Source organism: Siculibacillus lacustris (assembly GCF_004328075.1).
Taxonomy (GTDB): Bacteria; Pseudomonadota; Alphaproteobacteria; order Rhizobiales; family Ancalomicrobiaceae; genus Siculibacillus; species Siculibacillus lacustris.
The window spans coordinates 249856-273593 of the sequence record NZ_SJFN01000001.1; the positions used below are offsets into that span (position 1 = coordinate 249856).

19 protein-coding genes are annotated in these 23738 nt (G+C 69.2%); 6 read left to right on the forward strand and 13 right to left on the reverse strand.

Annotated features, from left to right (window positions below; all coding sequences use genetic code 11):
- Position 1: 1 nt before the first annotated feature.
- From EYW49_RS01205 to EYW49_RS22905, 3 genes are all read right to left on the reverse strand, one after another.
- Entirely contained in the window at positions 2-1375 is a 1374-nt protein-coding gene (locus tag EYW49_RS01205) for a sensor histidine kinase (protein ID WP_131305082.1), read from the reverse strand.
- The gene (locus EYW49_RS01210) at positions 1365-2030 is read right to left on the reverse strand and encodes a response regulator (RefSeq protein ID WP_131305084.1); all 666 of its coding nucleotides are present in this window, start codon (positions 2028-2030) and stop codon (positions 1365-1367) included. The genes EYW49_RS01205 and EYW49_RS01210 overlap by 11 nt, the downstream gene beginning before the upstream one ends.
- A 194-nt stretch (positions 2031-2224) precedes the next feature.
- Positions 2225-2401: a hypothetical protein gene (locus EYW49_RS22905; protein ID WP_165498089.1), complete on the reverse strand. Its 177-nt coding sequence runs from the start codon at positions 2399-2401 to the stop codon at positions 2225-2227.
- A gap of 340 nt (positions 2402-2741) precedes the next feature.
- Here EYW49_RS22905 and EYW49_RS01215 point away from each other — a divergent pair, with 340 nt between their 5' ends.
- From EYW49_RS01215 to EYW49_RS01230, 4 genes are all read left to right on the forward strand, one after another.
- Complete coding sequence (locus EYW49_RS01215) at positions 2742-4385, forward strand: SulP family inorganic anion transporter (protein WP_131305086.1); 1644 nt, start codon at positions 2742-2744, stop codon at positions 4383-4385.
- Between the two features lie 398 nt (positions 4386-4783).
- Positions 4784-6517, forward strand: coding sequence for an ABC transporter permease (locus EYW49_RS01220; protein WP_131305088.1), 1734 nt, complete (start codon positions 4784-4786; stop codon positions 6515-6517).
- A 21-nt stretch (positions 6518-6538) separates the two neighbouring features.
- Positions 6539-7870: an ABC transporter ATP-binding protein gene (locus EYW49_RS01225; protein ID WP_131305090.1), complete on the forward strand. Its 1332-nt coding sequence runs from the start codon at positions 6539-6541 to the stop codon at positions 7868-7870.
- Between the two features lie 104 nt (positions 7871-7974).
- Positions 7975-8922, forward strand: coding sequence for a D-2-hydroxyacid dehydrogenase family protein (locus tag EYW49_RS01230; protein ID WP_131305092.1), 948 nt, complete (start codon positions 7975-7977; stop codon positions 8920-8922).
- A gap of 14 nt (positions 8923-8936) precedes the next feature.
- Here EYW49_RS01230 and EYW49_RS01235 read toward each other — a convergent pair whose 3' ends face one another.
- The 10 genes from EYW49_RS01235 to EYW49_RS01280 form a co-directional block, all read right to left on the reverse strand.
- Positions 8937-9938 carry an ABC transporter permease gene (locus EYW49_RS01235; RefSeq protein ID WP_131305094.1) on the reverse strand — a complete coding sequence of 334 codons (1002 nt, stop codon included), beginning with the start codon at positions 9936-9938 and terminating at the stop codon, positions 8937-8939.
- Between the two features lie 32 nt (positions 9939-9970).
- Positions 9971-10969: an ABC transporter permease gene (locus EYW49_RS01240; RefSeq protein ID WP_131305096.1), complete on the reverse strand. Its 999-nt coding sequence runs from the start codon at positions 10967-10969 to the stop codon at positions 9971-9973.
- The gene (locus tag EYW49_RS01245; RefSeq protein ID WP_131305098.1) at positions 10962-12497 is read right to left on the reverse strand and encodes a sugar ABC transporter ATP-binding protein; all 1536 of its coding nucleotides are present in this window, start codon (positions 12495-12497) and stop codon (positions 10962-10964) included. Before EYW49_RS01245 ends, EYW49_RS01240 begins: the two co-directional genes overlap by 8 nt.
- Positions 12498-12576: 79 nt before the next feature.
- Positions 12577-13587 (reverse strand): rhamnose ABC transporter substrate-binding protein, encoded by a 1011-nt coding sequence (gene rhaS, locus EYW49_RS01250; RefSeq protein ID WP_228259375.1) that lies wholly within the window; start codon positions 13585-13587, stop codon positions 12577-12579.
- Between the two features lie 112 nt (positions 13588-13699).
- Complete coding sequence (gene rhaM, locus EYW49_RS01255; RefSeq protein WP_131305102.1) at positions 13700-14014, reverse strand: L-rhamnose mutarotase; 315 nt, start codon at positions 14012-14014, stop codon at positions 13700-13702.
- Positions 14011-14871, reverse strand: a complete 861-nt coding sequence (gene rhaD, locus EYW49_RS01260; RefSeq protein WP_131305104.1) for a rhamnulose-1-phosphate aldolase — start codon at positions 14869-14871, stop codon at positions 14011-14013. Before rhaD ends, rhaM begins: the two co-directional genes overlap by 4 nt.
- Positions 14871-16145 (reverse strand): L-rhamnose isomerase, encoded by a 1275-nt coding sequence (locus tag EYW49_RS01265; protein ID WP_131305106.1) that lies wholly within the window; start codon positions 16143-16145, stop codon positions 14871-14873. Before EYW49_RS01265 ends, rhaD begins: the two co-directional genes overlap by 1 nt.
- Positions 16142-17611: a rhamnulokinase gene (locus EYW49_RS01270; protein ID WP_165498090.1), complete on the reverse strand. Its 1470-nt coding sequence runs from the start codon at positions 17609-17611 to the stop codon at positions 16142-16144. Before EYW49_RS01270 ends, EYW49_RS01265 begins: the two co-directional genes overlap by 4 nt.
- Positions 17612-17862: 251 nt before the next feature.
- On the reverse strand, positions 17863-19011 hold the full coding sequence (locus EYW49_RS01275) for an iron-containing alcohol dehydrogenase (protein ID WP_131305110.1): 1149 nt from the start codon (positions 19009-19011) through the stop codon (positions 17863-17865).
- 156 nt (positions 19012-19167) lie between these two features.
- Positions 19168-20070: a DeoR/GlpR family DNA-binding transcription regulator gene (locus EYW49_RS01280; RefSeq protein WP_131305112.1), complete on the reverse strand. Its 903-nt coding sequence runs from the start codon at positions 20068-20070 to the stop codon at positions 19168-19170.
- A gap of 282 nt (positions 20071-20352) precedes the next feature.
- On the opposite strand from EYW49_RS01280, the gene EYW49_RS01285 reads away from it, so the two are divergent.
- Positions 20353-21204 (forward strand): helix-turn-helix domain-containing protein, encoded by an 852-nt coding sequence (locus EYW49_RS01285; RefSeq protein ID WP_165498091.1) that lies wholly within the window; start codon positions 20353-20355, stop codon positions 21202-21204.
- 140 nt (positions 21205-21344) lie between these two features.
- Complete coding sequence (locus EYW49_RS01290) at positions 21345-23441, forward strand: bifunctional rhamnulose-1-phosphate aldolase/short-chain dehydrogenase (protein WP_131305116.1); 2097 nt, start codon at positions 21345-21347, stop codon at positions 23439-23441.
- The last annotated feature ends 297 nt before the right edge of the window (positions 23442-23738 follow it).

The following is a 23738-nucleotide window of genomic DNA, read 5'->3' on the forward strand; positions in this document are numbered from 1 at the left end:
GTCACGGACGATGAACGGGAAAAAACACCCGGAAGACGGCGCCCTCGGCGTGGCCGACCTCGATCGTCGCCTCGTGCAGACGAGCGATTTCCGCGACGATCGCCAGACCCAGGCCGGTGCCTTCGTCGCGGGCGCCGGGGCCGCGGTAGAAGCGGCGGAAGATCGCCTCGCGCTCGCCCTCGGGCACCCCCGGTCCGTCGTCGGAGACCTCGAGCCGGACCCGATCGCCGTCGGTGCGCACCGACACCCCGACGTGGCCGCCGGTCGGGGCGTGACGCAGGGCGTTGTCGAACAGATTGGCGATGAGCTCGCGCAACAACCAACGGCGGCCGAGGATCGGCCCGGGTTCGAGATCGAAGACGATCTCGACGGCTTTCGCCTCGGCGCGATCGTACCACTCGGAGGCGGCGTCCTCGGCGACCGAGGCGAGGTCGACCGGTTCGGCCGGCCGATCGACGTTGGCGTCGGCGGCCGATCGGGCGAGCGCCAACAATTGCCGCACCAGATGGATCAGGCGCTTCAACGAGCTCTGGAGGTTCTCGGCCCGCCCGCGCTCGCTCGGCGGCAGACCGTCGATCAGCAGTTCCATCTGCGTCGACAGCGCGGTCAGCGGCGTCCGCATCTGATGAGCGGCATCGGCGAGAAAGGCCCGTTGGGCGGTCGATGCCGCGGTCAGGCCGACCAGCAGCCGGTTCATCGCTTCGACCAGCGGCCGCGCCTCGAGCGGCACCGTCTCGGCGTCGAGCGCCGAGAAGTCGTCGACCCGCCGGCCGCGGATCATCGCGCCCAGGCGATCGAGCGGCCCGAGGCCGCGTCCGACGCTGATGAACACCGCGAAGATCGTCACCAACAGCACCGAGAGGTTGGGAAGGATCGAGGCGAGCAGGAAATCGCTGTGGGCCTGTCGACGTTTGACCGTCGTCTCGGCGAAGGCCAGCATCACCGGCCCCGCGGCGGTCGCCAGACGATAGCTGGCCTTGTGCACCGGTCGGCCGCGGAAGTCTTCGGCGGTGACCAGGGGCGGTCCGGGCGGCACGTCTTCGGCCCGCAGATCGGCATCGCCGCCGAGCAGCTCGCCGTTCGGCCCGCGCACCGAAAAGAACTCCTCGTCGAGGGGGTCGGTCCGCAGGATCTCCTCGGCGGGCGCCGGCAGATCGAGGGTCAGCACGCCGTTCGCATCGACCTCGACCTGCGCCGCGAGGGTGACGACATCGGTGGCGGTGCCGTGATCGAAGGCCGCGTCGGTGGTGCGGGTGGCGACGATGTGGGCGCCCGCGAAACCGATCGCCGCGATCGTCACCAGCGCCGGAACCAGGCCCAGCAACAGGCGGCCGCGCAACGAATAGGGCGTGAGGAGGGGGCGATCAGTCTTCATCCAGGCGATATCCGATGCCGCGAATGGTGCGGATCCGCACGCCGCAGCCCTCGATCTTGGTGCGCAGCCGCGACACGTAGAGTTCGATGGCGTTGGCGGTCAATTCGTTGTCCCAGGAACTGAGGCCCTCGACCAGCTTGCGCTTCGACAGCACCTCCGGCGCCGCCGAGACCAGCCGCTCCATGATGTCCCATTCGCGCAGGGTCAGCGGCACTTCGGTGTCGCCGTGGCGGACCTCGCGGCGGGCGAGATCGATGTCGAGCTCGCCGGCCCGCAGGCGCGTCGAACTGCCCTTGCGGCTCCGACGCACCAGCGCCCGGATGCGGGCGGCGACTTCGGTCAGTTCGAACGGTTTGACGAGGTGGTCGTCGGCACCGAAGTCGAGGCAGGCGACCTTGTCGTCCAGGTCGTCGCGGGCGGTCAGGACGAGGATCGGCACCGCGACCTGGCGCTCGCGGACCCGGCGGATCAGATCGCGGCCGTCCATGTCCGGCAGGCCGAGGTCGATGATCGCCAGATCGTAGGCGATGCCGGTGAGGGCGAGAAAGCCGTCTTCCCCGGTCTCGGCGTGGTCGACCGCCAATCCGGTCCGTCCGAGCCCTTCGCGCAACCCGGCCGCCACGATGCGATCGTCTTCGACGATGAGCACTCTCATGGGGATCCCTTCCATCGCGTCGCCGTGTCGGCGGTCCCGCAGGAGCGACACGATACCCGCCGGGGCGGCCCGTCAAGTTTCGATCGGGGTGCCCGACGGCGAGGTCCGCCGGCGGCGCCGGCCCCAGACGGACGAATCCCGCCGCTCGGGCCGAGCGGCGGGATTTCCTGGACGTCGGCGGCGTGAGACGCGGCTCACGCCCGCTTGTCGACCTGCGCACCCATGCCGGGAGGGGCGGCGGCCGGCGCGGCGGCGGACTTGGCGGCAGCCCCGTCGTCACCGTCGCCATCGGCGACGCGTTCGGGGCCGGGGCCTTCGGCCGCCTCGGCGGAGGGACGGACGCGCGAGGCGGCGACGGGGGGAATCGACATGGCCATCTAGGTATCTCCTGTATCGGGAAAGCCACCATCAGTCGAATTCTCTTAATGTTTGGTAAATAGAGCGCTGATTGCACTTCATCTCGACAATATCGGTGCGCATTTGGCAGGTTCGTCAGGAAAACGACAGGTTCTGACAGCCGATTCGACGTCGTCTGCTTTTGAACGTTTCTCCGCATTGCCGTCGAGCGGGCCGCTCCGAGGCGCCGATTCGCGCGAAGTGCAATGGTCCGGTCGGCGTGCGGTTCCTCCACCGACGGGAGCCTGTCGGCCCGTCCATCCTGCCGGTTGACCTCGACGCGGGATTGGCTTCCGATCGCCCGGGGAGGCGGACATGCGCGCAGGAGACGTCGTCGCCGGGATTTCGGTCGCCGGCCTGATGTTGCCGGAGGCCGTCGCCTATGCCGGGATCGCCGGGCTGCCGCCGCAACGCGCCATCGTCGCGGCGATCGCCGGGTGTCTCGCCTATGCCGTGATCGGCCGCAGCCGCTTCGCGGTGGTCGCGCCGACCTCGTCCTCGGCGGCGATCCTGGCGGCAATCCTGGCGACCTTTCCCGGCGACGCGGCAGCCCGAGCCGGCATCGCCACGGTCGCCGTCGCGGCCGCCGGTGTGGTGTTCCTGATCGCCTGGGTCGCGCGCCTCGGGCTGCTGACCGGGTTCATCGCCCGGCCGGTGCTGCGCGGCTTCGCCTTCGGCCTGGCGGTGACCATCATCCTCCACCAGATCCCGACCATCACCGGCGTGCCGATCGAGGCGCCCGACCTGCCGCGCTTCGCCGTCGCCCTGGCGCGGAGCGTCGGGGACTGGCAGCCGCTCGGGCTCGCCGCCGGCGGCCTCGCCCTGGCGGCGCTGATCGCCGCACGACGGGTGCCGATGGTGCCGGGTGCCTTCGTGGTGGTGGTGGTCGGATCGAGCCTCGCCTGGGCGTTCGATCTGCCGGGCCACGGGCTCGCCGTGGTCGGCCCGGTGACGCTGCTGCCGACCCTTCCGAGCCTGCCGGCGCTGTCCTGGCCGACGCTGTCGCACCTCGTGCAGATGATCCTGCCCCTGGTGCTGATCCTGTTCGCCGAGAGCTGGGGTACCATGCGAACCCTGGCGCTGCGCCACGGCGACACGATCGTGCCCGACCGCGAACTCGCCGCGCTGGGGCTCGCCAATCTCGCCGCCGCCCTGGTCCAGGGGCTGCCGGTCGGCGCCGGCTTCTCGGCCGGCTCAGCCAACGAGACGGCGGGGGCGACCAGCCGCTGGGCGGCGGTGATCGCGGCGATCGCCCTGGCGGCGCTGGTGGTGTCGGCGGCGCCGCTGATCGCCCACCTGCCCGAGGCGGTGTTGGCGGCGGTGGTGATCGCCGCCCTCGCCCATGCGCTCGATCCCGGACCGATCCTGCGGCTGTGGCGGATCGACCGCGACCAGTGGGTGGCGCTCGGCGCGGCGGTGGCGGTGATCCTGTTCGGGGTCGTCGACGGCATGATGCTGGCCGTGGTGTTCTCGGTCGGGGCGCTGCTGCGCCGCCTCGCGCTGCCGCAGATCACCCGTCTCGGCTGCCTGCCCGGGACGCGCGACTTCGCCGATCTCGCCCGCCATCCGGAGGCCAAGAGCCTCCCGCGGATCGGCATCTGGCGGCCGTCGGAGCCGCTGTTCTTCGCCAATGCCGAGCGGGTGCTCGGAACCATCGGCCGCGCCGCGGCGGCGGATCCCGACGTCCGCGTGGTGGTCCTCAGCCTCGAGGAGACCTTCGATCTCGACAGCACGGCGCTGGAAGCCCTGATCGAAGCCGATGCCCGCATCCGCGCCGGCGGCCGCGCGTTGCGGCTCGCCCGGGCCCGTGATCCGGTCCGCGATCTCCTCGTCGCCGCCGGCGCCGCCGACCTCGCGGCACGGTCGTCCTACAGCGTCGATGCCGCCGTCGCCGCCGCCCAGGCGGCGCTGCCGAAGATCGCCGACGCGCCGTCGGCTGCGCCCTCCGACGACGCCTGACGCGGCCATCCGGACGCCGTCGCGATTCGGTTCGGTGATCACGAGAGCGTGATTGGACCACGGCCACCGACGGGTCCAAGAGGCCGACGACGCTCGCAATTCCGGCGTCGCCCTTCGTGTGAAAGCCCCATGGACAGCCACAGTCGACCTAGCCGCTGCCGCGCCCGACGCGCCGCCGACTGAGCCTCCGAGAGGTTCGTCCGGCCGCGTCGCGACGCGGCCTTTCGAGGACGAGCCATGATCCTTCCCCTCCTTCCATTCGACGGTCCGTCGCTCGGCCTCGCCGACGACCGTCATGCTCTCTTCACGACTCTCTGGTCGATGCGACGATCACGCAGGCCCTCGGCCCTGCCGGTTGTTCGTCCCTCGCATCGACCCGCGTGAAGAGAGGTTTTCCGATGGTGTTCCACCGGGTCGTTCCCCCGGCCGTCGGCCGTTCCTATGTGCCCAACGTGTTCGATCTGGTCGCGCTGTTGATGGTGCTCGGCGCGCTGGTGCTGGTCGCCCATGGGGCGCGCGAGACCGTCGAGCCGCTGGCGGTGCTCGAGCACACGCCGATCGTACTCGACTGGCGGCTGTTGCCGGAATATGCGCTGCGCACCACGCTGCGGATGCTCGCGGCGATCGTCGGGTCGCTGCTCTTCACCTTCGTCTATGCGACGGCGGCGGCGAAGAGCCGGCGCGCCGAGATCGTGCTGATCCCGATCCTCGACGTGTTGCAGTCGGTGCCGATCCTCGGCTTCCTGACCTTCACCGTGGTGTTCTTCATGGGCCTGTTTCCCGGCCGGGTGCTCGGGGCGGAGCTGGCGAGCGTCTTCGCGATCTTCACCAGCCAGGCCTGGAACATGACCTTCTCGATGTACCAGTCGCTGCGCAGCGTGCCGAAGGACCTCGAAGAGGCCTCGGCGAGCTTCCATCTGTCGCGGTGGCAGCAATTCTGGCGGCTCGACGTGCCCTTCGCCATGCCCGGGTTGGTGTGGAACACCATGATGTCGATGTCGGGCGGGTGGTTCTTCGTGGTCGCCTCCGAGGCGATCACCGTCGGCGACACCACGGTGACGCTGCCGGGGATCGGCGCCTGGGTGGCGCTGGCGATCCGCGAACAGAACCTCGCCGCGGTGGGCCTCGCGGTGCTGACCATGCTGGTGATCATCGTCGCCTATGACCAGCTGCTGTTCCGGCCGGTGGTCGCCTGGGCCGACAAGTTCCGCTTTGAGCAGACCGCGTCGAGCGAGGCGCCGACCTCGTGGTTGCTCGATCTGTTCCGCCGCACCCGGGCGCTCCGGGCGCTGTCGGTCGCCGTGTCGTCGACGTTCCACCACTCGCTCGGCGTCCGCCTGCCGCTCCCGAGGCTGCCGCAGATCCGCCTGTCGCTCGGAATCCCGGAACGGGTGGTCGATGCGGTCTGGCTGGTGATCGTCGTCGCCGCCGGCGCCTGGGTCGGCTGGGAGGTGATCGACTTCGTCGGAACTTCGCTCGGATGGGCCGACGTCGGCGAGGCGCTGGGCAAGGGCCTCCTCACCCTCATCCGGGTGGTGGTGCTGATGACCTTCGCCACGCTGGTGTGGGTGCCGATCGGGGTGTGGGTGGGCCTCCGGCCGCGGATCGCCGAGAAAGTGCAGCCGGTCGCCCAGTTCCTGGCGGCGTTCCCGGCCAACATCGCCTTTCCCGCCGCGGTGGTGCTGATCGTCCACTTTCACCTGAACGCCGACGTCTGGCTGAGCCCGCTGATGATTCTCGGCACCCAGTGGTACATCCTGTTCAACGTCATCGCCGGGACCGCGGCCTTCCCCTCGGATCTCAAAGAGGCGGCGCAGAGCTTCCACGTCGCCGGCTGGCGCTGGTGGGTCAACGTCATCCTGCCGGGCATCTTCCCCTATTACATCACCGGGGCGATCACCGCCTCGGGTGGGTCGTGGAACGCCGCGATCGTCGCCGAAGTGGCGAGTTGGGGCGACGTCAAGCTGACCGCCACGGGGCTCGGCTCCTACATCGCCCAGGCGACGGAGGCCGGCGACTTTCCCCGCGTGGTGCTCGGCATCGCGGTGATGTCGATGTTCGTCACCCTGTTCAATCGCCTGTTGTGGCGGCCGCTCTACGCCTTCGCCGAAACCCGCCTGCGCCTCGGCTGATCCTTCTCGGAGACCCGCGTCATGGTCGACATCACCTCTGCCACCGCCACCTTCGCCCCCGAAACCCCGCTGATCGAAATCCGCGCGGTCGACCGTTCGTTCCCCAAGGCCAACGGCGAGGACCTGATCGTCCTCGAGAACGTCGACCTGACCATCCGCGCCGGCGAGATCGTCGGGCTGCTCGGGCGCTCGGGCTCGGGCAAGTCGACGCTGCTGCGGATCATCGCCGGCCTCTCCGCCCCGTCCTCGGGCGACGCGCTGTGGCAGGGCGAACCGATCGACGGCCCGCCGATGGGCGTGGCGATGGTGTTCCAGTCCTTCGCGCTGTTTCCCTGGCTGACGGTGCTGCAGAACGTCGAGCTCGGGCTCGAGGCGATCGGCATCGAACGCGAGGAGCGGCGCAAGCGGGCGCTGCAGGCGATCGACCTGATCGGTCTCGACGGTTTCGAGAGCGCCTACCCGAAGGAGCTGTCCGGCGGCATGCGCCAGCGGGTCGGCTTCGCCCGCGCCCTGGTAGTCCATCCGGACCTGCTGCTGATGGACGAGCCCTTCTCGGCCCTCGACGTGCTGACCGCCGAGACGCTGCGCACCGACCTGATCGACCTGTGGGTCGAAGGGCGCCTGCCGATGAAGTCGGTGCTGATGGTCACCCACAACATCGAGGAGGCGGTGCTGATGTGCGACCGCGTCCTGGTGTTCTCGTCGAACCCGGGACGGATCGCCTCCGAGCTCCGCGTCGACCTCGCCCATCCGCGCAACCGCCTCGATCCGATCTTCCGCCAGATGGTCGACCGGATCTACGCGCTGATGACCAAGCGGCCGGAGCCGCGGCCGGCGACCGCCGAGGGCATTCCGGGGACCGGGGTCGGCATGGTGCTGAACCACGTTTCGACCAACGTGCTGGCCGGTCTGATCGAAGCGGTGGCGGCCGAGCCGTTCCACGGCCGCGCCGATCTGCCGGTGCTCGCCGACCGGCTGCAGATGGAGGCCGACGAGCTGTTCCACCTCGCCGAGGCGCTGCAGCTCCTGCGGCTCGGCTCGCTGACCGAGGGCGATCTGCTGCTCACCGACGCCGGGCGCGGCTTCGCCGATCTCGACACCGACGCGCGCAAGACGCTGTTCGCCCGGCAGTTGATCGACCATGTGCCGATCATCGGCCTGATCCGGCGGGTGCTCGAGGAGCGGCCCAAGCACACCGCCCCGGCGGCGCGCTTCCGCAACGAACTCGAGGACTACATGTCGGAGGAATATGCCGACGAGACGCTGGAGACCGTGGTCTCCTGGGCGCGCTACGCCGAGCTCTTCGCCTATGACGAGAAGGCCGAGATGTTCAGCCTCGAAAACCCGCAGTGAGGGCGCGCACGGCGCCCGCGCGGGCGCCGGGACGGCGGCTCCTCTTGTGAAGTGCGCGCGGCGGTGAAACCATCGCCGTCCCACCCCGGCACGGACATCGCCCCATGAAGATCGCTCTCCTCGACGACCCGCTCGACGCCGCCCGCACGTCCGCCGATTGGGAGCGGCTCGGACCCGATGCCGAGATCGTGGTGTTCGAACGCCCCTTCGCCGATCGCGCGGCGGTCCTCGCGGCGCTCGGCGGTTTCGAGGTGATCGTGGCGATGCGCGAGCGCACGCCGCTCGATGCCGAGACCATCGCCGGGCTCGGCGCCCTGCGGCTGATCGTGACCACCGGAATGCGCAATGCGGCGATCGACCTCGCGGCGGCGCGGGCGCGCGGCATCCCGGTGTGCGGCACCGAGATGTTCCCGTCGCCGACCGCCGAGCTCGCCTGGGGCCTGATCCTGGCGCTCGCCCGGCGGCTGCCCGAACAGCAGGCGTCGCTGCGGCGGGGAACTTGGCAATCGGCGCTCGGGACGATGCTCGCCGGCAAACGGCTCGGCCTCGTGGGCTTGGGCAAGCTCGGCAGCCGGATGGCGCGGATCGGCGCAGCCTTCGAGATGGAGCCGGTCGCCTGGAGCCCCAACCTCACCGACGAGCGCGCCGCGGCCGGCGGCGCGCGGCGGGTCGACAAGGCCGAGCTGTTCGCCACCTCGGACGTGATCAGCCTGCACCTGGTGCTGTCGGAGCGCAGCCGCGGCGTGGTCGGGGCGGCGGAGATCGGCGCGATGAAGCCCTCGGCCTATCTGGTCAACACCTCGCGGGCGGGTCTGGTCGACGCAGAGGCGCTGGGCGCGGCGCTGCGGGCGGGGACAATCGCCGGCGCCGGTCTCGACGTCTTCGCCGGCGAGCCGCTGCCGCCCGACGATCCGGTGCTCGGCTGGCCGAACACCGTGCTGACCCCGCATCTCGGCTACGTCACCGCCGAGACCTGGCGGCTCACCTATGGCCAGGCGCTCGAAGACATCGAGGCCTGGGCGGCCGGCACGTTGTTGCGCCGGATCGACTGAACGTCGCGACGAGCTCAGCCGCGCGGATTGCCCTCGCGGCGGCGCTCGAGCGCGAGGCGCAGACGGCGCACGACGATCGGCGTGGCGATGGCGGCGATCAGCAGCGTGCCGGTGACGATCGACATGATGATGCCGGGGACGTTGATCAGGCCGAGGCCGAAGCTCAGCATGCCGAAGACGAAGGTCGCCAGCACCACGCCGGGAATGGTGCCCGAGCCGCCCATGATCGCGACGCCGCCGAGCACCGCGGTGGCCACCACTTCGAGCTCCCAGCCCTGCGCCATGTTGGGCCGGACCGCCCCGACCCGCGAGGTGAACAGCACCGCGGCGAGCCCCGCCATGGCGCCGGAGAGGGTGAACACCAGGAAGCGGTAGTTCTGCACGCGGATGCCGGAATAGCGCGCGGCCTGAGCGTTGTTGCCGATCGCGAAGAGGTCGCGGCCGAACACCGTGCGGTGGAGGAAGACGGCGAAGACCGCGGCCATCGCCAAGTAGATCAGGAATTCCCACGGCACGTAGCCGCCGAGCGTGCCTTGGCCGAGTTCGGCGAAGCTCTCGGGGAAGCGGGTATAGGCCTGATCGCCGAGCACGATGTAGGAGATGCCGCGGAACAGCGACATGGTGCCGATGGTGACGACGATCGCCGGCACCTGGAAGCGGACGATGACGCCGCCGTTGAAGGCGCCGCAGGCGGTGCCGACGGCGATGCCGCCGACCACCAGCCAGGGCGTGGCGACGCCGTGGAGCGCCAGGAAGCCGACGAAGGTGCCGGTCAGGGCGATGATCGAGGCGACCGACAGGTCGATGTCGCCGGTGATGACGATCAGCGTCATCGACAGCACCAGCAGCCCCTTCTCCGAGAAGATCTGGGTCGAATCGAACAGATTGTGAAGATCGAGGAAATAGGGCGAAGCGGCGGTGTTGAGCCCGCAGATGACCACCAGGATCACCACCAGGGCGGTCTCCCAGCGCGCCGCCAGCGCCAGCAACCGGGTCTCGAACGCGGACTTCGGCATGGGTCTCACCGGTCTCGAAGGATGGGTCAGGGTCATGACGCCGCTCCCGCCACGGGCGCGGCCTCGGTCCGCCGCAGGATCAGCTTGCCGAGTGGCCGATCGCCGCGCGAATTGAGGATCACCGCGGCCAGGATGACGAAGCCGGAGATCGCCTGTTGCCAGAAGGGCGAGACGTCGATGATCGGCAGGGCGTTGAAGATGATCACCAGGAACAGCGCCCCGAGCAGGCAGCCGAGCACCGAGCCGCGGCCGCCGGCCATGCCGACCCCGCCGATGACGCAGGCCGCGACGGTGTTGAGTTCGAAACCGAGCGCGATCTCGGTATAGGCGACGGCGTAGCGCGCCACCCACAGATAGCCGCACAGGCCGGCCACCAGACCGATGATCGCATAGACCAACATCAGGTTGTGGGTATCGTCGATGCCGACGTAGCGCGCCGCCACGGGATTGCCGCCGAGCGCATAGAGTTCGCGACCCTTGCGCACGTGGGCGAGGAAGGCCCAGCCGATCAGGATCACCAGTGCGGCGATCCACACGATCGAGGTCAGGCCGAACAGGCGGGCGGTCGGGAACCCGATGAAGCCGGGACCCATCTCGTGGGCGTTGACCCAGGCGCCGCCGCTGACCTGGAACACCAGGCCGCGGAACACGCTCATGGTGCCGAGCGTCACGACGATCGGGGGGATGCGGACATAGGCGATGAGGACGCCGTTGATCGCCCCGAGGAGCAGGCCGAGGCCGAGCGCCAGGGCCATCGTCAGGCCGACCGCCATGTCGGGATGGGCGCGCGACAGGAGCGCCACCACCATGCCGGTCAGCGCCATGTTGGCCGAGACCGACAGGTCGATGCCGCGGGTCAGGATCGCCAGCATCTGCACCAGGGCCATCATCGACAGGATCGCCCCGTCGGTGACGATGGTGTCGAGGCTGCCCATCGACAGGAACACCGGCGCGCGCAGGGTGATCAGACCGACCAGCCCGGCGATGATCAGCGCGAGCGCCGCCTCACGGGCGCGCAACAGTTTACGCATGACGCTTCTCCTGGAGCCGTCCGAGGCCGGTGGCCGCGGCGACGATGGTCTCGGCATCGAAGTCGGCGCGCGCCAGTTCGCGCACCGTGTGACCCTGATGCATGACGATGATGCGGTCGGACATGCCCATCAGCTCGGGGAGCTCGGAGCTGACCATGATCACCGACAGGCCGTCGCGGACCAGTTCGGCGATGAAGGCGTGGACCGCCGATTTCGATCCCACGTCGATGCCCTTGGTCGGCTCGTCGAGGATGATCACCCCGGGGTGGGTGGCCAGCCATTTGCCGATCACCACCTTCTGCTGATTGCCGCCGGAGAGCTCCGAGACCTTCTGATCGAGGGAAGCGCATTTGATCGACAGGCGCTCGCGGAAGCGGTTGCCCACCGCCTGCTCGGCGCGATCGTTGAGGAACACCCCGTTCTTGGCCAGCGCCCGGGTCAGCGGCAAGGTGAGGTTGTCGCGGATCGACATCGGCAGGATGACCCCGGCGTGCTGGCGATCCTCGGGCACATAGACGATGCCCTGATCGATGACCTCGCGAGGGCTGCCGTGCGGCATCGGCTTGCCGTTCATCCGCATTTCGCCGCGGTCGATCGGCTTCAGGCCGAAGATCGCCTCCATCACCTCGGTGCGGCCGGCACCGACCAGACCGTAGAAGCCGAGCACTTCGCCCTTGTGGAGGGTGAAGGAGATGCCGTCGAATTCACGCGCGTTGCCGAGCCCCGAGATCTCCAGCACCGCCTCGCCGATCGTCACCTCGGGCTTGGGGAACAGTTGCGCCACCGAGCGGCCGACCATCAGGCGGACGAGATCGTCCTCGGTGACGTCGGCGATGCGGCCCTGGCCGACCCAGGCGCCGTCGCGGAAACAGGTCCAGCGGTCGGCGATGGCGAAGATCTCGTCGAACTTGTGGGAGATGTAGAGGATCGCCTTGCCCTGGGCCTGCCAGCGCCGGATGATTCCGTAGAGCTCGTGGATCTCGGCCTGGGAGAGCGCGGCGGTCGGCTCGTCGAGGATCATCACCCGGCTGTCGTGGGACAGGGCGCGAGCGATCTCGACCATGTGTTTCTGAGCGACCGAGAGGGTGTTCATCGCGGCATCGGCGTCGATGTCCGATTCGAGCTCGCGCAGGATCTCGGCGGCGCGGCGGCGCATGCCCTTCCAGTCGAGGAAGCCGCCGGCCCGGCGCTCCAGATGGCCCATGAAGATGTTCTCGGCGACCGACAGGTCCTCGAACATCACCGTCTCCTGGTGGACGGCGGTGATGCCGTGGCGCCAGGCGTCCCGGGTGTCGTGCACCTCGACCTCCTCGCCGGCGACGAAGATGCGGCCGGCGTCGGGGCGGTAGATGCCGGTCATGATCTTGACCGCGGTCGACTTGCCGGCGCCGTTCTCGCCGATCAGCGCCACCACTTCGCCGGGGTAGAGGTCGAGGTCGACGCCGTCGAGCGCCTTGACGCCGCCGAAGTGCTTCTTGATGCCCTGGAGCGAGAGGATCGGGCGATCGGTCTCGGATTGCGAGGTCATGGCGGTCACCGCACGCGAGGACGGGAGGCGAAGGGCGGGAGCCGGGGGCCGGGCCCCCGCCCTGAGATCGCGAGGCGCGTCAGAAGATCTTGGCGAACTTGTCGACGTTGGTCTTGTCGAACACGTAGGGCTCCGACATCGCCGCCTCGCCCGACGCGTCGATGGCGATCGACTTCATGCGGCCGACCTCGATCGTGCTGTTCGGGGCGCCGGTCGCCTTCTTGGTGGCGAGCTGGAAGGCGGCATAGGTCGCGGTGTAGCCGAGGTCGATCGGGTTCCAGATGGCGAAAGTGTCGACCGCGCCGGAATGGACGTGGCCGGCCATCTCGGAGGGCAGGCCGAGGCCGGTGACGAAGACCTTGCCGACCAGCTTCTGGTCGGTGACGGCCTTGGCCGAGGCGGTGATGCCGACGGTGGTCGGGGCGATGATCGCCTTCAGGTCGGGATGCTTGCGGAACAGGCCGATGGCTTCGCGATAGCTCTTGTCGGACTGGTCGTCACCGTAGACCACGTCGACCAGCTTCAGATCCTTGTAGGCCGGCTCGGCCAGCACCTTCTTCATCTCGGCGATCCAGATGTTCTGGTTGGTCGCCTGGGCGGTCGCCGAGAGGATGGCGATCTCGCCCTTGCCGCCGAGGGTCTTGGCGGCCATCTCGATCTGCTTGCGGCCGATCAGGTCGGCCTTAGACGGATTGAGCTGGAAGACGCGGCCGGCGGGGGCGACGCCGGCGTCGAAGGACATCACGGTGATGCCGCGGGCCATGGCCTTCTTGGCGACCGGGACCAGCGCGTCGGGATCGTTGGCGGAGATGACGATGGCGTTGACGTTCTGGGCGATCAACGAGTTGATGATGTCGATCTGGCCTTCGGCGGTCGGGGTGGTGGGTCCGGTATAGATCAGCTTGGCGCCGGGCAGCGCCTTGATCGCCTCTTCGCCGCCTTCGTGGGCGGCGTCGAAGAAGCCGTTGCCGAGGTTCTTGACGACCATGGCGATGCGCACGTCGTCGGCGCGGGCGGCGAGGCTCGCGCCCAACACGGACGCGGCGGCGAGGATCGTGGCGGCGGCCAACTTGCCGAAATGGAGCTTCACACTCATCTGCATTTCCTCCGTTTTCTTGCTCTTCGTCGTCTTCTTCGTCGTTCGGGATCGCGGGTCTCGATCCGGCCGGGCGCTCCGCAGGCGGGACGCGGCGGCGGTCGGATCAAGCGAGGTGGAAGACCTCGACGAGGTCTTCGGAGACCGGGCTGCCGTCGGGGTTCGACGGCATGATGTCGGCCATGAACGCCCACCAGCGGCGGCACACGTCGGTGGCGGCCACCGCCGCCCAGCGCTCTTCGCTGTCGATCTCGACCTGGGCGAACAGCAGGCTGCGTTTCGCATCGAGCCAGATCGAATAGTTCGAAGCGCCGTGGGCGGAGAGTACCGCCGCGAGCTCCGGCCAGATCGCGTCGTGGCGGCGGCGATATTCGTCGTGGGCCGCCGGATCGACGGCCATCAGGAAGGCCTTGCGGGTCATGCGCGCACCACCTTCGGTGCGAGGTGCCAACCGTCGCGGGCCATCGCCTCGGCCTGCGGCACGACGCGGAAGCGGGCGGCGAGATCGATCAGGTTCTGCGTCGCCATCGACTGGAACGGGCCGCCCATCGAGATCACCTTGACCAGGATCTCGGCCGACTTCTCGGCGGTGTCGATCAGGCCAAAGGCGTCGTCGAGCGTCGGCCCGGCGCCGAACACGCCGTGGAACGGCCACAGGGTCAGCGGCCGGCGGCCGAGGGCTTCCGCCGTGGCGTCCCCGATGACGTCGGTGCCCGGCACCAGCCAGGGGATCGTCGCCACGCCTTCGGGGAACACCACCAGACATTCGGTCGAGCCCTCCCACAGCGCCCGGGTGACGTTGGCGTCGGTCCAGGCGAGGACATAGGTCAGCGCGATCAGATTGGTGGCGTGGCAGTGCATGATCACCCGGTCGCGGCCGGCCGTCGCCTTCTGGCGGGCGAGATGCGACTTGAAGTGGGCCGGCAGTTCCGAGGTCGGGCCGCCGCCGTCGGAATAGCCCCACAGCACCTCGACCGCGGCGCCGTCGGCGGTCACCCGGATGACCCCGAGATTGGCGGCGGGATCGATCTGGACGTTGCGGAAGAACTTGCCGGTGCCGGTGACGATGTAGCTCTGACCGGCGATCTCGGGGATCGCCTCGGTCATCGGCAGGCGGCGGGTCTCGCCGATGCCGGCGAGATACGGTGCGACGTCGGCGTCGGTCAGGCGCAGGCTGACGTTGCCGCCGTTGCGTTCGTCCCAGCCCTTCTCCCACATGTCGGTGGTCGCCTTGACCATCGCCGCGACGAACCAGGCATCGTTCATGGTCGCGGTCATCATGCCGCCTCCCGCTCGCTGAGAATCTTCGCCTCGTAGGCCTTCACCACGTCGAGCCAACGGCCGCCGACCGGCACGCCGCGGCTCAGGCAGTAGTGGTCCCAGACCGCGGTCCAGGGCCCGGACTTGTGTTCCTCGAACAGCGCCAGACGGGTGGCGAAGTCGCCGGCGGCTTCCGCGGCGCGCAGCGCGGCGCGCGGCTCGAGCAGGGCCTTGAGCAGCGCCTTGCGCATGTTGCGGGTGCCGATCACCCAGGCGGCGATGCGATTGATCGAGGCATCGAAATAGTCGAGGCCGATCGCCACCCGATCGGTGACGTCGCCGCGCACGATCTCCGAGGCGATCGCCTGGGTCTCGTCGTCGAACAGCACGACGTGGTCGCTGTCCCAGCGCATCGGCCGCGACACGTGCAGCAGCACCTCGTCGACCAGCGCCAGCACCGCCGACAGCTTGTCGGAGACCACTTCGGTCGGATGGAAATGGCCGGCGTCGAGGCACAGCATGGTGCCGCGGGCGGCGGCATAGGCGAGGTAGAATTCGTTCGAGCCGACGGTATAGGCCTCGGCGCCGATGCCGAACAACTTGCCCTCGACCGCGTCCTTGTGGAAGGCCTTGTCGATCGGCGTGGCGAGGATCTCGTCGAGAGCGTCGCGCAGGCGCAGGCGCGGCGAGAATCGGTCGGCGGGCAGGTCCTTGGAGCCGTCGGGGATCCAGATGTTCATCACCGAGGGCGTGCCCAGCGCCCGGCCGAAGGATTCCGAGACCCGACGCGAGGCCTTGCAGTGATCGATCCAGAAGCGACGGATGCCGGCGTCGGGATGGGACAGGGTGCGGTTGTCGGCGCTCAGCGGATGGGAGAAGCAGGTCGGGTTGAAGTCGAGGCCGATGCCGCGGGCCCTGGCCCAGTCGACCCAGTTGCGGAAATGCACCGGCTCGATTTCGTCGCGGCCCACCGGGCGGTCGGCCTCGAGGTAGATCGCGTGGAGATTGAGCCGCTTGGGGCCGGGGATCAGCGACATCGCGAGGTCGAGGTCGGCGCGCAGTTGGCCAGGCGTGGCGGCGCGGCCGGGATGGTTGCCGGTGACCTGGATGCCGCCGGTCAGTTCGCCCGCGGCGGTCTCGAAGCCGCGCACGTCGTCGCCCTGCCAGCAGTGCATCGAGATCGGCACGCCGTCGAGCCGGGCAAGGGCGGCGTCGACGTCGATGCCGCCGGCCGCGAAGCGATCGCGTGCCGCCTGATAGGCCGCGCGGACGGACGTTTCGGTGATCGTCACGGCTGTGTCTCCTGTGGGTGGCGCCGGCCGACCGAGCGGAAGCGGCGCCGGACCGGATCGGGGACCGATCCGCGGGGTTCGAAGTCTTCGACGGCGAAGGAGCGGCGGACCAGGGTGCGGGCCTCGTCGACGTCCCGCAGCGCCCCGAGCGCGATCATCTGGACGCAGACGTTGCCGAGCGCCGAGGTCTCGACCGGCCCGGCGGAGACCGGGAGGTCGCAGGCGTCGGCGGCGAGCTGGTCGAGGAAGCGGTTGCGGCTGCCGCCGCCGACGATGCGCAGCCGCGCGAAGGGCCGCCCGCGCAGATCTTCGAGGGCGCGCTTCACCTCGGCATAGGACAGCGCCAGACTCTCGAAGACGCAGCGCGCCAGGGCGCCGAGGCCTTCGGGGCGCGGCTCGCCGGTCTCGGCGCAGGCGGCTTCGACCGCGGCGGTCATCGAGGGCGGCGACAGGAAGCGCTCGTCGTCGAGATCGACCAGCGAGCGCCAGGGTTCGGCAGCCTCCGCGGCGGCGATGAGTCTCTCCCAGGACGGGTTGCCGGCCTCGTCGCGGATCCGTTGGATCGGCCACATACCCGCGATGTTCTTCAACACGCGGAAGCGGCGGCCCCAGCCGCCTTCGTTGGAGACGCCGAGGCGCAGAGCCTTGGGCGAGGTGAAGGCTTTCGGGCTCTCGAAGCCCATCAGCGACCAGGTGCCGGAGCTGACGAAGAGATCGTCGGGCGAGGAGAGCGGGGCGGCGACCACCGCCGACGCGGTGTCGTGGCTGGCCACCGCGATCACCGCGACCGATCGCGCCGGGTCGGCCGACGAGGGAATGGTGCCGAGGATGGTGCCGGGTTCGACCGGGCGACCGGCGAGCGGCAGCCGCCCGAGGCCGAGGGCGGCGAGCAGGCCGCGGTCCCAGTCGTCGCCGTGCAGCCCGTAGAACTGGGTGGTGGTGGCGTTGGTGTATTCGTTGGCGAGGAACCCGGAGAGGCGGAAGATCAGGTAGTCCGGCACCATCAGGAAATGGCGGGCGCGCGCGAGCAGGTCGGGCTGCAGGCGGGCCAGCGCCGTCAGCTGATAGAGGGTGTTGAAGGGCAGGAACTGGATGCCGGTGCGGCGCCAGATTTCGGCGCGGGACACTTCGGCGAAGACCCGCTCGCGCTCGCCGTCGGTGCGATGGTCGCGATAAGCCCAGACCGGGCCGAGGCGGCGGAAGTCGGCGTCGAGCAGGACGTGGTCGACGGCCCAGCCGTCGATACCGAAGCCGTCGATCGGCCCGGCGGCCTCGGCAGCGGCGAGGCCCTTGCGGATCTCGGCTTCGATCAGGTCGACGTCCCAGGTCCACGAGCCGGCGGCGGGACCGGCGACCATCGGCGAGGCGAAGCGATGGACCTCGTCGATCACCAGGCGATCGGCGCGCCGTTCTCCGACGATCACCCGCCCACTGCCGGCGCCCAGGTCCACGGCCGCACAACGCATCCCGTCGTCTCCTCCGTCGGGGCGACCTCGGCGGGTCCCATCCTTCGACGATGGGAGAAGCTTAGCATCGGGTACGGGGGGCATTCCTCGAGAGCGCGGCGTCAAAATCGCTCATCGGCGGTCGAAAATCGAAGATCGGCGATGAGCGCGGTCCGACGACGGCGAAGGAGCCTTCGCGCAAACGAGAAGGGCGGCCGCCGGCCGCCCTTCCATCGACGTCTGCAGAGCCGCGGATCCGCGGCAGCGGCGCATCACATCGCTTCGCGGAACAGCGCCAGGACCTGATCGTCGTTCATCGGCACCGGATTGCCCGGGGCGCAGGGATCCTTCTGGGCCTTGGCGACGAAGGTCGGGAGATCCGCCTCGGTGACGCCGAGTTCGCCGAAGCCGTGGGGGATGCCGACCTTCGCCGACAGATCGCGGATCGCGGCGATGGCGGCGAGCGAGGCGGCTTCCTCGGACAGACCGGCGGTGTCGACGCCCATCGCCTGGGCGATGCGGGCGAAGCGGGCGACGGCGTGCGGCCGGTTGAAGGCCTCGACGATCGGCAGCAGGATGGCGTTGCACACGCCGTGCGGCAGATCCTTCACGGCACCGGGCTGATGGGCCATGGCGTGGACATAGCCGAGGCCGGCGGAGTTGAAGGCGAGACCGGCGATGAACTGGCCGTAGGCCATCATCTCGCGGGCTTCGAGGTCGTGACCGTCGGCCACGGCGCGCGGCAGGAAGGCGGCGATCAGGCGGATCGCCTCGAGCGCCGAGAAGTCGGTGAGCACGTGGTGGCCGAGCGAGACATAGGCCTCGATCGCATGGGTCAGGGCGTCCATGCCGGTCGCGGCGGTGGTCGCGGCGGGAATCCCGAGCATCATCGAGGCGTCGTTGACCGACACGTCCGGAATGATATTGGCGTCGATGATGACCATCTTCACCTGCGCCGCCGGGTCGGTGATGACGGCGTTGGAGGTGACTTCCGCGGCGGTGCCGGCGGTGGTGTTGACGGCGATCAGGAAGGCCCCGACTTTTCCGACCTTGCCGACGCCGTTGTAGAGGGTGATCGGGCCGGGGTTGGCGGAGAGAATGCGCACCGCCTTGCCGGTGTCGATCGGGCTGCCGCCACCGACCGCGACGATCGAATCACAGCCTTCGGCCTGGAAGATCGCGAAGGCCGCCTCGACCTGGATGACGGTCGGATTGGGGACCACGCCGTCGTAGATCGCCGGGGTGAGGCCGGCGGCCTTCAGGCCGTCGACCAGCGGCTGGACCACGCCGAGCCGGGTGAGCGTCGAGTCCGTGACGATCAGCGGCTTGACGCAGCCGTGGGCGACGAGCTCGGCCGGGACGTCGGCGAGAGCGCCGGCACCGGAGAGATTGATCTTGGGGAAACACAGGCGAAAGGTCATGGGTCGTTCCTCGTGCGGCGGAACGCGTTGTTGCACCGGGCGTCGGCCCGGCGGGGCGAGCGGAAGGGCGTCGGACCGCGGCGTTCCGCCTGCGTGGCCCGATCGGTCGTCTCCCTTCCGTTCGAATGGGGTCGATTGCGGCGCCGCACGCGCCGATCATCCGTCGAAGGCGAAGGCCACGGCATCGCCGCCACGACCACCGCCGATGCGGGCGCCTTCGGCGCGCTCGCGATCGTCGACGGCCGGCGTGTCGGCGGCGCGCCACTGGACCGGGGGCCGGGTGCCGGCGGTCTCGACGACGGTGACGGCGACACCGGCCTGGGTCAGCATAGCCACCGTGCGCTCGTCGACGCCGTCGTCGGTGACCACCCGGTTCACGCGGTTCAGCGGGCACATGATCATGCCGCCGTGGAGCCGAAACTTGCTCGAATCGACCAGCAGCACCACTTCGGCGGCGCGACGCATCATCTTCTGCGAGGCGCGCACCAGGAGCGGGTCGCCGTCCATGGCGCCGAAGGCGCCGACGCCCATGGCGCCGATGAACACCTTCTGGGCGAGGAAATTGTCGAGACTGTCGTGTTCGAAGGGGCTGAGCACCAAGTTGTGCTCGCGGTAGACCTCGCCGCCGGCCAGGATCACCCGTCCGTCGCCCTCGGCGATCAGCGGCAGGGCGACGGCGAGCGAATTGGTCAGCACGTTGACCGGGCGGCCGATGAGATATTCGACCATGCCGCGGGTGGTGGTGCCGCCGCCGATCATCACCGTCTCGTGGTCGTTGCACAGCGCCGCCGCCTCGCGGGCGATGGCCCGCTTCTGCGCAGCGGCGATCGCCGAGGTGGCGGCCCAGCCGCGGGTCGACAGACGATCCGGCGTGGCGTCGTCGAGCCGCTCGGCGCCGCCATGGACCTTGCGCAGCAGACGGGCGTCGGACATGTCGGAAATGTCGCGCCGGATGGTCGCCTCCGAAGCGCCGGTCGAGCGGGTCAGCGCCGCGACCGTGACCACCCGCGTCTCCGTGAGCGCTCTGAGAATGGCCTGACGCCGTTCGATCTGATGCACGTTCCACGCCTCCGAGGGTCGCCGTCAGTCATAGCCGGCGCGGGTCGAGCGATCAAGTTCGATCATATACGTCGAAACATCTAAGGAAACCGCGCGTGTTTTGCGCTGGCTATGATCGCTTTTGCGCGATATGGTCGGCGACTGCGAAGTCGAATGGGGACATCAGATCCACCCCGGAACGCCGCGCGAACCTCTGCGGAGGGGCTGCACGTCGCTTTCCGCGTCGACGCGCAACGTCCAGGGAGGCGACACATGAACCGGGCCGGACACGCTCCTTTCGGAATGCGGCTGACGTCGCGCGATTTCTTCGCTTCGTCCGATCAGGCGATCGCCGTCGAACCGCGCAACCCCCAAGACGAATTCCCACTGCACGACCACGACTTCGACGAGATCGTCATCGTCATGTCGGGCAACGGCTGGCACATTCTCAACGACGCCTCGCATTACATCACCTGCGGCGAGATCTTCTACATCGACGCCAAGGATCATCATCAGTTCTGCCAGGTCTCCGACCTCAAGCTGACCAACATCCTCTACCGCTTCGACCGGCTGTCGATCGCCAATCCCAGCATCCTGCCGTTGCTCGGCGGCGGCGAGGCGCAGCCCGATCGCCTGCGCCATTGGCAGATCTCCGAGGACGTCCTGGCGCGGGTCCAGCCGCTGGTCGCCGCCCTCGAGACCGAGAGCACCCGCCCCGACGCGCTGTCGCAGACCCTGTCGGAAGCGCTCTTCGTGCAGTTGCTGATCCTCTTGGCGCGCAATCGCTTTCCGGTGCTCGGCGGTGAACTGCACCGCGGCGCCAAGCTCGGCCACGTGCTGAGCTGGCTGCGCCACCGCTGCACCGAGCCGGTCGATTTCGACGACGTGGCGCGGTCGCTCGGCTGTTCGACCCGCAGCCTCAATCGCCAGTTCCGCGAGGTGATCGGCGCATCGCCCAACCAGTATCTCGGCTGCCTGCGGCTCAATCGGGCGATGAACGCGCTGCGCAGCAGCGATCGCAGCATCTGCGAAGTGGCCTTCGACTCCGGCTACAACGACAGCAACTATTTCTCCTTCTGTTTCAGCCGGACCACCGGCATGTCGCCGCGCGAGTACCGCCGCAGCGCCGGCGGGCTCCGGTCCGTGGCGGCGTGAGCGGCGCGGCGGCGCAGCGAGGCCGTCGCGCCGAGCAATGATCGATTTTGATCGATCATGATTGACTTCGGCGGAAACGCCCTGTCCTATGCGCGCAAACACCGACGCCGCGCGCGGCGATCCTCCAGGGAGAAGCACCCATGACCGTCACCGGATCCCGGCTCGCCGACCTGTGGGACGACGGCCTCGCGGCGTCGATGTCGGAGGCCGAGCGGCTGCGCTACCGCTCCAACCTGCTCGGCTCGGATCGCCGCATCACCAATTTCGGCGGCGGCAACACCTCGGCCAAGATCGTCGAGACCGATCCGTTGACCGGGGCGGCGGTCGAGGTGTTGTGGGTCAAGGGCTCGGGCGGCGACATCGGGACGATCGGTCTCGACGGCTTCGCCACGCTCTACATGGACAAGCTCGCGCTGCTGAAGGGCCTGCACCGCGGTCCCGCCCACGAGGACGAGACCGTCGAGCGGCTCGCCCACTGCACCTTCGGGCTCAACCCCCGCGCCGCGTCGATCGACACGCCGCTGCATGCCTTCGTGCCGTTCTGCCATGTCGACCACATGCACCCGGATGCGGTGATCGCGCTGGCCGCGTCGAAGGACGGCGAGGCGGCGACCGCGGCGATCTTCGGGTCGGAGATCGGCTGGTTGCCGTGGCGGCGACCGGGCTTCGAACTGGGGTTGACGCTCGAGCGCTTCGTGCGCGACCACCCGCAGGCGGTCGGGGTGATCCTGGAGAGCCACGGGCTGTTCACCTGGGCCGACAGCGCGAAGGCCTGCTACGCGACGACGATCCGCATCGTCAACCGGGCGATCGAGGCGATCGCAGCGGCGACCGCCGGACGGCCGGCTTTCGGCGGGCCGGCGCGGCGGGCGCTGGCGCCCGCAGAGCGGCGAGAGGTGGCGGCGGTGCTGATGCCGGCGATCCGCGGGCTGATCTCGGCCGACGAGGCCAAGGTCGGTCATTTCGACGACGGCGACACGGTGCTCGACTTCGTGACCTCGGCCGAGTTGCACTCCCTGGCCGCGCTCGGCACCAGCTGTCCCGACCATTTTCTCCGCACCAAGATTCGGCCGCTGGTGATCGACTTCGACCCCGAATCTCCGGATCTCGCCGCGACGATCGGCGGGCTCGCCGCGGCGGTCGCCGCCTATCGCGACGACTATGCCGCCTATTACGACCGCTGCCGGCACCCCGACAGCCCGGCGCGGCGCGACGCCAATGCGATCGTCCATCTGGTGCCCGGCGTCGGCATGATCACCTTCGCCAAGGACAAGGCCACCGCCCGCATCGCCGGCGAGTTCTATGTGAATGCGATCAACGTGATGCGCGACGCTGCGCGGCTGTCCGCCTACGTCGGTCTGCCCGAGAGAGAAGCCTTCGACATCGAATATTGGGCGCTGGAAGAGGCCAAGCTCCGGCGGATGCCGAAACCGCGGCGGCTCGCCGGCAAGATCGCCCTGGTGACCGGCGGGGCCGGCGGGATCGGCCGGGCGGTCGCCGAGCGGTTGCTGCGCGACGGCGCCTGCGTGATGCTCGCCGACGTCGACGCGCCGTCGCTTCTCGCCGCCGAGGCGGAGCTCGCGGCACGGCATTCGGCCGACGTGGTGCGCGGCGTGACCCTCGACGTGACGCGGGAAGATCAGGTCGCGGCGGCCTTCGCGGCGACTGCGGTGGCCTTCGGCGGTCTCGACATCCTGGTGTCGAACGCCGGCATCGCCTCCTCGGCGCCGATCGACGAGACCGATCTGGCGCTGTGGAACCGCAACATGGACATCCTGTCGACCGGCTATTTCCTGGTGTCGCGCCAGGCCTTCCGGCTGATGAAGACCCAGAAGATCGGCGGGGCGATCGTCTTCGTCGCCTCCAAGAACGGGCTGGCGGCGTCCCCCAATGCCGCCGCCTATTGCACCGCCAAGGCCGCCGAGATCCACCTCGCCCGCTGCCTCGCGCTCGAGGGGGCGGAGTTCGCGATCCGCGTCAACACCGTCAATCCCGACATGGTGCTGCGCGGCTCGAAGATCTGGAGCGGCGAATGGCGAGCCCAGCGCGCCGCCGCCTATGCCGCCGACCCGGCCGATCTGGAAGAACTCTACCGCAAGCGCTCGCTGTTGAAGCGCAGCGTCTTCCCCGAAGACGTCGCCGAGGCGGTGGCCTTCTTCGTCGGCGACGAATCGTCGAAGTCGACCGGCAACATCCTCAACGTCGACGCCGGCAACGCCCAGGCATTCCCGCGCTGAGCGTCCGGCTTCGCGGCCGAGATCGGCAGACGACGCCGGCCTCGGCCCTCCACCGACGCGTCTTCGACCGCCGGGGATGGAGATTGCGTAGCAAGCTTGAGATGACGTTACGTCATGTCGAGTAGGATTCCATCCCTGACGCAACATCACTGTGCCACTGACCCAGATTTTCTGCCGTATCTGCAAAGTCGTGCGGCCTTCTACTCCTGTTTTTATGAGATTTTTTACGCCTATTGTCCGTTAACTCGACCGGTGAAAGCGGGCACCCGGATCGACGCCTCAGGCGCCTTCGGTGGA

Coding starts and splice junctions, on each gene's coding strand:
- EYW49_RS01205 (WP_131305082.1), bottom strand. CDS start 1,375: ATGAAGACTGATCGCCCCCTCCTCACGCCCTATTCGTTGCGCGGCCGC.
- EYW49_RS01210 (WP_131305084.1), bottom strand. CDS start 2,030: ATGAGAGTGCTCATCGTCGAAGACGATCGCATCGTGGCGGCCGGGTTG.
- EYW49_RS22905 (WP_165498089.1), bottom strand. CDS start 2,401: ATGTCGATTCCCCCCGTCGCCGCCTCGCGCGTCCGTCCCTCCGCCGAG.
- EYW49_RS01215 (WP_131305086.1), top strand. CDS start 2,742: ATGCGCGCAGGAGACGTCGTCGCCGGGATTTCGGTCGCCGGCCTGATG.
- EYW49_RS01220 (WP_131305088.1), top strand. CDS start 4,784: ATGGTGTTCCACCGGGTCGTTCCCCCGGCCGTCGGCCGTTCCTATGTG.
- EYW49_RS01225 (WP_131305090.1), top strand. CDS start 6,539: ATGGTCGACATCACCTCTGCCACCGCCACCTTCGCCCCCGAAACCCCG.
- EYW49_RS01230 (WP_131305092.1), top strand. CDS start 7,975: ATGAAGATCGCTCTCCTCGACGACCCGCTCGACGCCGCCCGCACGTCC.
- EYW49_RS01235 (WP_131305094.1), bottom strand. CDS start 9,938: ATGCCGAAGTCCGCGTTCGAGACCCGGTTGCTGGCGCTGGCGGCGCGC.
- EYW49_RS01240 (WP_131305096.1), bottom strand. CDS start 10,969: ATGCGTAAACTGTTGCGCGCCCGTGAGGCGGCGCTCGCGCTGATCATC.
- EYW49_RS01245 (WP_131305098.1), bottom strand. CDS start 12,497: ATGACCTCGCAATCCGAGACCGATCGCCCGATCCTCTCGCTCCAGGGC.
- rhaM (WP_131305102.1), bottom strand. CDS start 14,014: ATGACCCGCAAGGCCTTCCTGATGGCCGTCGATCCGGCGGCCCACGAC.
- rhaD (WP_131305104.1), bottom strand. CDS start 14,871: ATGACCGCGACCATGAACGATGCCTGGTTCGTCGCGGCGATGGTCAAG.
- EYW49_RS01270 (WP_165498090.1), bottom strand. CDS start 17,611: ATGCGTTGTGCGGCCGTGGACCTGGGCGCCGGCAGTGGGCGGGTGATC.
- EYW49_RS01275 (WP_131305110.1), bottom strand. CDS start 19,011: ATGACCTTTCGCCTGTGTTTCCCCAAGATCAATCTCTCCGGTGCCGGC.
- EYW49_RS01285 (WP_165498091.1), top strand. CDS start 20,353: ATGCGGCTGACGTCGCGCGATTTCTTCGCTTCGTCCGATCAGGCGATC.
- EYW49_RS01290 (WP_131305116.1), top strand. CDS start 21,345: ATGACCGTCACCGGATCCCGGCTCGCCGACCTGTGGGACGACGGCCTC.